This window comes from Alcanivorax sp. HI0007, from assembly GCF_001635525.1.
In the GTDB taxonomy this organism is placed as follows: domain Bacteria; phylum Pseudomonadota; class Gammaproteobacteria; order Pseudomonadales; family Alcanivoracaceae; genus Alcanivorax.
Genome location: NZ_LWEJ01000114.1, coordinates 17,472 through 27,767, shown reverse-complemented (window position 1 = coordinate 27,767; position 10,296 = coordinate 17,472). Strand labels below are relative to the sequence as shown.

Here is a 10,296-nt window from a genome sequence, read left to right as displayed (position 1 = left end):
AGGCCCCTTGATATTTCTATAACCGCCTGATTGGGCTAGACTGCTTCACCTCTACAAAAGGAGTGTCAGCCAGAGCCGCCCGCCATAGAACGGGGCCCGGGGCCTCCAGCAACGACAGGTAGTAAAGACCATCATGACCGATAAACAGGTAGACGATCTCAATATCGCTTCACAGGAAGTGTTGATCACCCCCAATGCGCTGAAGGCAGAGCTGCCGCTTTCCGACAATGCTCGCCAGACCGTGATTGAGGGCCGCGAGACGATCCGTAATATCCTCGACCGCAAGGACCACCGTCTGTTCGTGGTGATTGGCCCCTGCTCTATCCATGACACCAAGGCGGCCATGGAGTATGCGCAGAAGCTGAAGGCGCTGGCCGAGGAAGTGAAGGACACCATCTACCTGGTGTTGCGTGTCTATTTTGAAAAGCCCCGCACCACCGTGGGCTGGAAGGGGCTGATCAACGACCCCTACATGAACGATTCCTTCAAGGTGCAGGACGGCCTGCACATTGCCCGCAAGCTGCTGCTGGATGTGGCCGAGCTGGGCCTGCCCTCTGCTACCGAGGCGCTGGACCCGACCACCCCGCAGTATCTGCAGGACCTGATTGCCTGGAACGCCATCGGCGCCCGCACCACCGAGAGCCAGACTCACCGGGAAATGTCCTCCGGTCTGTCCAGCCCGGTGGGCTTCAAGAACGGCACCGACGGCAGCCTGGATGTGGCGGTGAACGCCATGCTCAGCGTCAAGCACCCGCACCGTTTCCTGGGTATCGACCCGGAGGGCCGCGTGGCGCTGACCACCACCAAGGGCAACCAGTACGGCCACGTGGTACTGCGTGGCGGCGGCGGCAAGCCCAACTATGATTCCGTGTCTGTGGCCCTGGCCGAGCAGGCCCTGGAGAAAGCCGGTGTGTCCACCAACATCATGGTGGATTGCTCCCACTCCAACTCCAACAAGGACCCGAGCCTGCAGCCGCTGGTCATGGAGAACATTGCCAACCAGATTCTGGAAGGTAACCAGTCCATTGTTGGCTTGATGGTGGAATCGCATCTGAAGTTCGGTAACCAGAAGCTCCCGGCGAATCTGGAAGACCTGGAATACGGCGTGTCGATCACCGATGGCTGTATCGCCTGGGACACCACCGAGAAAGCCATTCGCGAGATGGCTGACAAGCTCCGCGACGTCTTGCCGAAGCGCAACAGCTGATCGCAGGCTGATACGGAAAAGCCGCCTTTTTGGCGGCTTTTTTGTGTCCGGGTTTTGATCCCTTGTAGGAGCGCCTCTCGAGGCGCGAATGACGTTAGAAGCGAGTAACGAGGTTCGCGTTTCGAAAAGCGTTTCGCTCCTCGTGACTCGTACCTCGAAACTTTACTCATTCGCGCCTCGAGAGGCGCTCCTACAAGGAACGGACCATAAAAAAGCCCGGCGCGAAGGCCGGGCTTTTCCTGTTGCGGTACTGAGTGGGACTTAGAACAAACCACCCAGCAGGTCTTCGAACAGATCCGTCAGGGCGTTGCCGGATTCCAGGGACAGGCCATCGCCGGTTTCCTGGTTCACCAGACAGGCCAGACCCAGGGTCAGCGACAGATTACCTTCATCGTTGAAGGCACTCAGCAGCGGACAACCGGGCAGCAGACCGATTTGTTCAGAGTTGAGCAGCTCGACTCGGTCCAGGGACTCGATAAAGCAGTCGGCCGGATCCACGGTACCGGTTCCGGACGTGTCCGGGCATACCTGGTCGGTGAGCGGGTTCGGCTCAGTCAGCGGGCCCAACAGCTCTTCCAGGGCAGCCAGGCCAGCGCCGGCTTCGCTCAGGCAGTCGGTGGGCGTGGTGGGACCCACACCACCGGCAGCGGTTTCCGGACAGAACTGCTCCAGCAACGGCGCCAGCGGGTTATCCCCACCGCCACCACCGGGCAGACCGCCACCGGCCGCTTCCATGAAGCAGGCCGCCGGATCAATCGGTGCATTGGCAGAGGTTTCCGGGCACAGGGCTTCGGTCAGCGGGTTGGAACCCAGCAGCAGCTCTTCCACGTTGCCGAAGTTGTTGCCGGCTTCGGTCAGACAGTCGATCGGCGTGGTCGGACCCAGATCCGCATCAGCGGTATTGGGGCAGAACTGCTCGAGTGCCATCGCCAGCGGGTTGCCGTCGGCACCCGGCAGGCCACCGCCGCCCGGGGCAAAGCCACCGGCCGCTTCCATAAAGCAGGCGGCCGGATCAATCGGGCTGTTGGCCGCCGCTTCCGGGCACAGTTGCTCGGTCAGCGGGTTGGAGCCCAGCAGCAGGTCCTGCACGTCTTCGAAGTTACCACCGGCTTCGGTCAGGCAGTCGATGGGGGTGGTCGGACCCAGGTCCGCTTCGGAGGTGTCCGGGCAGAACTGCGCCAGTACCGGCTGCAGCGGGTTGCCGTCGGCACCCGGCAGGCCACCGCCGCCCGGGTTGAAGCCGCTGGCCGCTTCCATAAAGCAGGCAGCCGGATCAATCGGGCTGTTCGCCGCCGCTTCCGGGCACAGTTGCTCGGTCAGCGGGTTGGAGCCCAGCAGCAGGTCCTGCACGTCTTCGAAGTTACCACCGGCTTCGGTCAGACAGTCGATGGGGGTAGTCGGGCCCAGGTCCGCTTCGGAGGTGTCCGGGCAGAACTGCGCCAGTACCGGCTGCAGCGGGTTGCCATCGGCACCCGGCAGGCCACCGCCGCCCGGGGCAAAGCCACCGGCAGCTTCTTCAAAGCAGGCAGCCGGATCAATCGGGCTGTTCGCCGCCGCTTCCGGGCACAGTTGCTCGGTCAGCGGGTTGGAACCCAGCAGCAGGTCCTGCACGTCGCCAAAGTTACCGCCAGCTTCGGTCAGACAGTCGATCGGTGTGGTCGGGCCCAGGTCGGCCATGGAAGTTTCCGGACAGAACTGCGCCAGTACCGGCTCCAGCGGGTTGCCATCGGCACCCGGCAGGCCACCGCCGCCCGGGTTGAAGCCACTGGCCGCTTCCATAAAGCAGGCAGCCGGATCAATCGGGCTGTTGGCCGCCGCTTCCGGGCACAGTTGCTCGGTCAGCGGGTTGGAGCCCAGCAGCAGATCCTGCACGTCTTCGAAGTTACCACCGGCTTCGGTCAGGCAGTCGATGGGGGTAGTCGGGCCCAGGTCCGCTTCGGAGGTTTCCGGGCAGAACTGCGCCAGTACCGGCTGCAGCGGGTTGCCATCGGCACCCGGCAGGCCACCGCCGCCCGGGGCAAAGCCACCGGCAGCTTCTTCAAAGCAGGCAGCCGGATCAATCGGGCTGTTGGCCGCCGCTTCCGGGCACAGCTGCTCGGTCAGCGGGTTGGAGCCCAGCAGCAGGTCCTGCACGTCTTCGAAGTTACCACCGGCTTCAGTCAGACAGTCGATGGGGGTAGTCGGGCCCAGATCGGCTTCGGAAGTGTCCGGGCAGAATTGCGCAAGTACCGGCTGCAGCGGGTTGCCATCGGCACCCGGCAGGCCACCGCCACCCGGGGCAAAGCCACCGGCGGCTTCTTCAAAGCAGGCAGCCGGATCGATCGGGCTGTTCGCCGCGGCTTCCGGGCACAGTTGCTCGGTCAGCGGGTTGGAGCCCAGCAGCAGGTCCTGAACGTCGCTGAAATTACCGCCAGCTTCGGTCAGACAGTCCAGCGGCGTGGTCGGGCCCAGGTCGGCTTCGGAGGTTTCCGGGCAGAATTGCGCCAGTACCGGCTGCAGCGGGTTGCCATCGGCACCCGGCAGGCCACCGCCACCCGGGGCAAGACCACCGGCCGCTTCCGTGAAGCAGGCAGCGGGATCGATCGGGCTGTTGGCGGCCGCTTCCGGGCACAGTTGTTCGGTCAGCGGGTTGGAACCCAGCAGCAGGTCCTGAACGTCCTGGAAGTTGCTGCCCGCTTCTGCCAGACAGTCAATCGGTGTGGACGGACCCAGGTCTGCCATCGCGGTTTCCGGGCAGAACTGTTCAAGGGCCGGAGCGAACGGATTGCTGCCACCGTCGCCGCCGTCTCCGCCATCGCCACCATCACCGCCGCCGGGGATATTGCCCAGGCCGAGCAGTGCTTCGGTGAAACACTGGGGAGGGTCGATACGGCCATCCGCATTATCCATGGGACAGATCTGCTCGGTCAGCGCATTGCTGGCGGTGAGCATGTCATAGATTTCGATGTAGGCACGGCTGGCTTCGTTCAGACAGTCGATGGGCGTTTGCGGTCCCAGTTCCTGTTCGCCGGTTTCCGGGCACAGCTGGGCGAACAACTGGTCAGCACCAGGCATTTCGCCACCGCCGCCACCGGGCAGCCCGCCCTGGCCGGCCGCTTCTGCGAAGCAGCTGGCAGGATCGAAGTCATCGCTTGCAGCTTCTTCCGGGCACAGCTGATCGGTAAGCGGGTTGGAGCCGCCGATCATGTCACCGATGTTCTGGAAATTACCGGCCGCTTCCTGCAGACAGGCTGCCGGGAAGGTGGCAGAACCGTCAAAGGAGGTGTCAGTATCGTAAAGGAAATCCTGATCCAGCATTTCGCCGTTGAAGGTCAGCGTGGCATCGAACACCTCCGCCGCTTCCGGGCAAAATTGCTGTACCACTGGATTCAGAGACAGCTCATAGCCGGTATCTTCCTCGGCAGCCTCCTCGCTTTCATCCAGACAGGCTTCCGGGTCTACGGCTCCCCCCTCTCCTGCATCACCGGACGCGCCGGGACACAGAGCATCGGTAAGCTCGTTCTGATCGTCGATGATCTCTGCGATTTCTGGAGGCAGGGCACGGGCCGCCGGACCAGAGTCGGCAGGCGTAGAACTGCTACCCCCACCGCCACAGGCCGTCAGCAGAGCCGCAAGGGCGCTACTGCCTACCAGAAGTTTTAGTTGATTAGCCAAGATGAACCCCTCCATCGTACTTTGTCGTCGTTATGGCTTCCGAACGGAAGCTGGCATCAGCGACTATGGAAGGGATGTGCAATCTGCTGTAGAGCAAGGAAGTTGGTGGACTGTAAGCAAGCGTAGCCAGCGTTACGGAAGCGTGTCTGAACCCTGGTCAGGGCTACTTTTGATAACAATTTACCGGTTGCGTGGCATATCCTGCCCCCCCACCACCCTGGCCCGGGCACGCACATGGCTGTGGCGATCCTTGTCATCCAGGTGGCCGTGCACAAAGGCACCGATTTCCTGCAACGCCTGACCCGCTTCCGGCAGCCAGGCTGCCAGGGCGTGGAAGACATGGGGCATGCGCTCCCAGACCTGTAGCTGGCAATCCACGCCCGCCTCTTTTGCCTGATCGGCAATGCGCACCGCATCACTGTAGAGCAGCTCGGTACTGCCCACCTGTACCAGCAACGGCGGCAGACCGGTGAAGTCGGCAAACACCGGCGACAGCATGGGGGATGCCGCGTCGTAGCCACGGCTGTAGGAGGCGGAGACGAAGTTCAGGGCACCAAGGGGAATCAGTGGTTCCTTATCCGCATTGTCCCGGATGCTGTCACCGGAACAGGTCAGATCGCCCCATGGGCTGATCAATACCGCTGAGGAGGGCAACGGCAGTTTCAGTTCCCGTAACCGCAGCAGGGTGACCAGTGCCAGGTTACCGCCGGCGGAATCCCCGGCAAAAACGATATGTTCACTGCTGTAACCACTGTCCAGTAACGCCTTGTATGCGCGCACCGCATCTTCCAGGGGAGCCGGATACACCCAGTCCGGTGGTTGCCGGTAATCCAATGCCAGGACCTTGGCCCGACAGTAATGACTGAGCCGCCAGGTGACGGCGCGATGGGAACGGGGCGACCCGAAAAAATAGGCGCCGCCGTGGAAGTACAACACCACCCGGTTACTGCGCACCCGCCGCCCGGTGATCAACCATTCCCCGGGCACACCCCCCACTTGTGCCCGGGCAATATGTACGTCGGACGGTACCGGCAACGCCAGCGTGACCGCATCGAATCCCAGTTGGGAAAATTTCATGAAACGGCGGGAGAATTTCAGTCGGCTGATCACCGGCTTGACCATATTCCTGGCCACCAGATTGATGGCCCTGCCCTGCCAGCTCAGTGCTGGATAATGTTTCTTGTTGTTCTTCATGGCTTGCGCCGCATCGAAACCGTTGCTTCGAGACTAAGCGTTGATCGTGATACGGGCAAGGTGACAGGAAAGCGGGAAATGTAGAAACGTGCGAAACAGATCTGCACCGCCTTCAATTTTTATTTTTGTTGTAGGAGCTATGCTCTTGCATGGCGAAGAGAGACTCGTCGCGCTGAAAGGCTGCTGGAAAGCGCCGTGTTTTCGCCATGCAAGCATAGCTCCTACAAAAGATCGGTGGCCAATGTGTAGGGTGGGTTAACCGGGGAAAGGCGGTGACGAGTTACGAGGAGCGAGTTACGAAAAGCGAAAAGCTACCCGCTCTGTTGTTTCACGGTTTTGATTTTCGAAACTCGTATCTCGTACCTCGCAACTCGCCCCTCCATCAAACGCTGCAGCTTTCCAGCAGCCCACGCAGTTCCGGGATGCAGGAGCCGCAGTTGGTGCCGGCCTGGCAGCCTTTGCCGATGGCTTCCACGCTGTCTGCACCCTCTTCCACTGCGGCCTGAATGGTTTTCTCGCGCACCTGAAAACAGCTGCAGATCACGGGTCCCAGGTCAGGGCCGGCATCCACCGGTTGGCCGGCAAGCAGCGCCAGGTGCGGGGTGTCTGCCTCGTCAGCGAAACAGTTGGCCAGCCATTCCACATCGCACAGCGGCAGTTCATCGCCGATGGCCAGCCATGCCAGCAATCGACCTTCGCTGTCCAGGGCGGCGCGACGGAAGTGTCCGGTGGCAGGGTCGTTGAGTGCCAGCCACTGAGCGGCGTCGGGAAGCCAGTCGTGCAGCTGTTGTTCGGTTAGGTCCGCATCGCCGGCCAGCCGATAGCGCTGTACCTGGCCCGCCTGCAAAAATGCATCGACGGGAACTCGGGCCCAGTACTCCACGGCGGGAGGGGGCGCCGCCGTGAACAACCAGCCATGCCAGCGGGGTTGCCAGTCGCTGACGTTGACCGGCGTATGCTTGAACGCCGGCTGGCCGGAATGCGGATCCAGACGTGCCGGTACCAGGGCATCCACCCGGGCACGGCGAGAAAACTGATCGGTCCAGTGCATGGGCATGAAGGCGGTGCCGGGACGTTGCCCGGCATCGCTGGTGACCCGCACCAGGGCGTCACCGACCTTGCTGGCAAGGCGTACAAAGCCGCCTTCCTTGAGTCGGTAACGTTCAATATCGTTGGGATGCAAGGCCGCAAACGGTTCGCTCAGGTGGGCAAACAGACGTCCGGCGCGGCCGGTACGTGTCATGGTGTGCCACTGGTCGCGGATACGGCCGCTGTTGAGAATGATCGGGAAGGCATCACCGATCCGGTGGACGTTGGGATTCTCGCAGACCACGAAACGGGCACGACCATCCGGCGTGGCGAAGTGTCCGTCGCCGAAGCAGCGAGGCTCCCCTTGCAAGGGCCACTGTTGTGGCTGCCATTGCTCATACTGGTCGGCGCTCAGGTCCGCGGCAGCAGTCATATCCAGCCGCTTGCCAAATCTGCCCGCCAAGGCGGTGAGCGCCGAGTACTCGGCAAAAATCTGATGTTCGTGCTGGTAGGGAAACGCGGAGCTGTAGCCCATGCGCCGGGCCACTTCGCTGATAATCCACCAGTCCGCCCTGGCATCACCCGGGGCTTTCACAAACGGACGCTGCCGTGACACGCACCGCTCGGAGTTGGTCACCATGCCGGATTTCTCCCCCCAGCCCAGGGCGGGCAGGCGAATATCGGCGCAAGCCAGGGTGTCGCCGCTGGCCACGCAGTCGGAGACCACCACGGTGTCACAGGCCATCAGTGCATGACGCACCCGATCCGCTTCCGGCAGGGAATCCACCGGGTTGGTGGCCATGATCCACACCGCTTTTACCTGACCGCTTTCCACCGCATTGAACAGGTCCACCGCAGTGAGGCCGTTTTCAGTGGCCAGGGTGTCGGTCTGCCAGAAATCCGCCACGGCTGCGTGGTGTTCCGGGTTATCAATATCCAGGTGCACGGCAAGCTGGTTTGCCAACCCCCCCACTTCGCGACCGCCCATGGCATTGGGCTGGCCGGTGATGGAAAACGGGCTGGCGCCGGGCTTGCCCACCCGGCCGGTGGCCAGGTGGGCGTTAATGATGGCGTTTCCCTGATCTGAACCGTTGCGGGCCTGATTAACGCCCTGGGAAAACACGGTAACCGTCCGGTCGCAGGCGGCAAACCAGTCATAAAAAGTGGTCAGATCTTCCTGGCTGACACCCAGCTGCTCGGCCAGAGTAGCCCAATCATTGCCCTGCTCCCGTGCTGTGGCCAGCGTAGCCGCGAACCCCTCGGTGTGGGCATGGATATAGTCGCGGTCCAGGCCATTGTGATCATCCAGCCAGGTGAGCAGACCGTTGAAAAGCGGCACATCCTGGCCGGGACGTATGGCCAGGTGCAGGTCGGCCAGATCACAGGTGGCCGTCCGGCGGGGGTCGATCACCACCACTTTCATGTGCGGCCGCACCTGTTTGGCGGCAGCGATGCGCTGGTACACGATGGGGTGCGCCCAGGCGGTATTGGAGCCGGTGAGAATCACCAGGTCCGCCAGCTCCAGATCCTCGTAACAACCGGGCACCACGTCTTCGCCAAAAGCCCGCTTGTGGGCAACCACCGCACTGCTCATGCAGAGGCGGGAGTTGGTATCGATGTTGGCGCTGCCAATAAACCCTTTCATGAGTTTGTTGGCCACGTAATAGTCTTCAGTGAGCAACTGGCCGGACACATAGAAGGCCACGGCATCCGGACCATGTTCTTCGACGATACGGCGAAAACGGTCGGCCACTTCATCCAGGGCCCGATCCCAGGAGACGCCCTCCCCGTTGACCTGCGGCTGCAACAGACGATCCTGATCGCCCAGGGTTTCCAGTACCGAAGAGCCTTTTACACACAGGCGACCGGCATTGGCCGGGTGCTGCGTGTCACCCTGCAGGGTAATGCCATCGGTTTTGATGCCGCAGCCCACGCCGCAGTAAGGACAGGTGGTGCAAATACTCATGCGGCAAGGTTCTCCTGGTTATCGTCGCCAGGGGCTGGAAGATTGCAGAAGGCTTCCCCCAACAGCAGGCTGGAACGCACCGCACTGATATCCGTGCGGTTCCGCCACAGGCTTTCATAGAAAGGGGCTTCGGCCACGCTGCCATACAACACCATGCCGGTGATGCGATTGTCGCAAAGCTGCAGGCGGCAATAACTGCCAGGCAAACTCAGCTGCAGGGTGTCACCCTCTCCGGAGAAATCCCCGAAGGAGACCAGATCGATGCCGGAAATCTTCAGCCGGGTGGCGCTATCTGCATACAGATATCGACGGTGACCCAGCTCGGCCAGATGGCTGGCACAGACCGCCGCCTGTTCATACAGGGGCGCTACCAGACCGAAGGTACGCTGGCGATGCTCCACGCATTCGCCGATGGCATAAATGGCCGGGTCGAACGTTTGCAAGGTATCGTCGACGCGAATCCCCTGGTTCACGGTCAGACCGGCCTGTTCGGCCAGTGCCATGCGAGGCACGATCCCCACCGCCTGGACCACATAATCCGCAGGCAGGCGCTGACCATCGCCCAGCTGAACGGCGGCGACAGCGCCCCGCCCGTTGTCTTCGATGGTTTGCGTACGGGCCTTCATGACAAACTTCAGCCCCCGGGCTTCCAGATCCTGTTGCAGGCGATGGCCTGCCGCCTCATCCAGTTGCTGGTTAAGCAGATGGCCACGGCTGTGAACCAGCGTCACATCGTGCCCCTGTTTCACCAGGGCATCCGCCGCCTCCAGGCCCAAAAACCCGCCGCCCACCACCACCACCCGGCCAGGGGGCAGGGACAATAGTGTTCTGACGTCATGAAGATCACGAAAGCTCATGACGCCTTTCAGGTCCACACCGTCCACCGGCAACTGGCGCGGTGCCGCCCCGGTGGCCAGCACCAGGCGATCATAATCGAGTCTGTGTCCCGCAGCGGTGATCACCTGTCGCCGATGGCGATGAATCTGTACCACCGGCGAGCCGGTGATAAGGCGAATATCCCGGTCGCGATACCACTGGTGGGGATAGGTGGTAATGGTCTGCTCGTCCGTACCGCCCCCCAGCAAGGGGGACAGCATGACCCGGTTGTAACCGGCAAAGGGCTCTTCCCCCACCACCGTGATCTGATACAGATCCGGTGCCAGGCGGGTGAGCTCTTCCAGCAGGCGGCACGCCGCCATGCCGTTACCGATGACTACCAGTCGCTTCATTACCGCATCGCCCTCGT

5 protein-coding genes are annotated in these 10,296 nt (G+C 62.1%); 1 reads left to right on the top strand and 4 read right to left on the bottom strand.

Annotation, left to right across the window (positions count from 1 at the left end):
- The first annotated feature begins 133 nt into the window (after positions 1-133).
- Positions 134-1,207: a 3-deoxy-7-phosphoheptulonate synthase gene (locus A3714_RS06540; RefSeq protein WP_063509177.1), complete on the top strand. Its 1,074-nt coding sequence runs from the start codon at positions 134-136 to the stop codon at positions 1,205-1,207.
- 261 nt (positions 1,208-1,468) lie between these two features.
- Here A3714_RS06540 and A3714_RS06535 read toward each other — a convergent pair whose 3' ends face one another.
- From A3714_RS06535 to A3714_RS06520, 4 genes are all read right to left on the bottom strand, one after another.
- Positions 1,469-4,861 (bottom strand): hypothetical protein, encoded by a 3,393-nt coding sequence (locus A3714_RS06535; RefSeq protein WP_231867829.1) that lies wholly within the window; start codon positions 4,859-4,861, stop codon positions 1,469-1,471.
- Positions 4,862-5,041: 180 nt separating this feature from the next.
- Positions 5,042-6,055: an alpha/beta hydrolase gene (locus A3714_RS06530; protein ID WP_063508845.1), complete on the bottom strand. Its 1,014-nt coding sequence runs from the start codon at positions 6,053-6,055 to the stop codon at positions 5,042-5,044.
- A gap of 382 nt (positions 6,056-6,437) precedes the next feature.
- Positions 6,438-9,050 (bottom strand): nitrate reductase, encoded by a 2,613-nt coding sequence (locus A3714_RS06525; RefSeq protein ID WP_063508844.1) that lies wholly within the window; start codon positions 9,048-9,050, stop codon positions 6,438-6,440.
- Positions 9,047-10,279: an NAD(P)/FAD-dependent oxidoreductase gene (locus A3714_RS06520; protein WP_063526799.1), complete on the bottom strand. Its 1,233-nt coding sequence runs from the start codon at positions 10,277-10,279 to the stop codon at positions 9,047-9,049. Before A3714_RS06520 ends, A3714_RS06525 begins: the two co-directional genes overlap by 4 nt.
- Between the last annotated feature and the right edge of the window lie 17 nt (positions 10,280-10,296).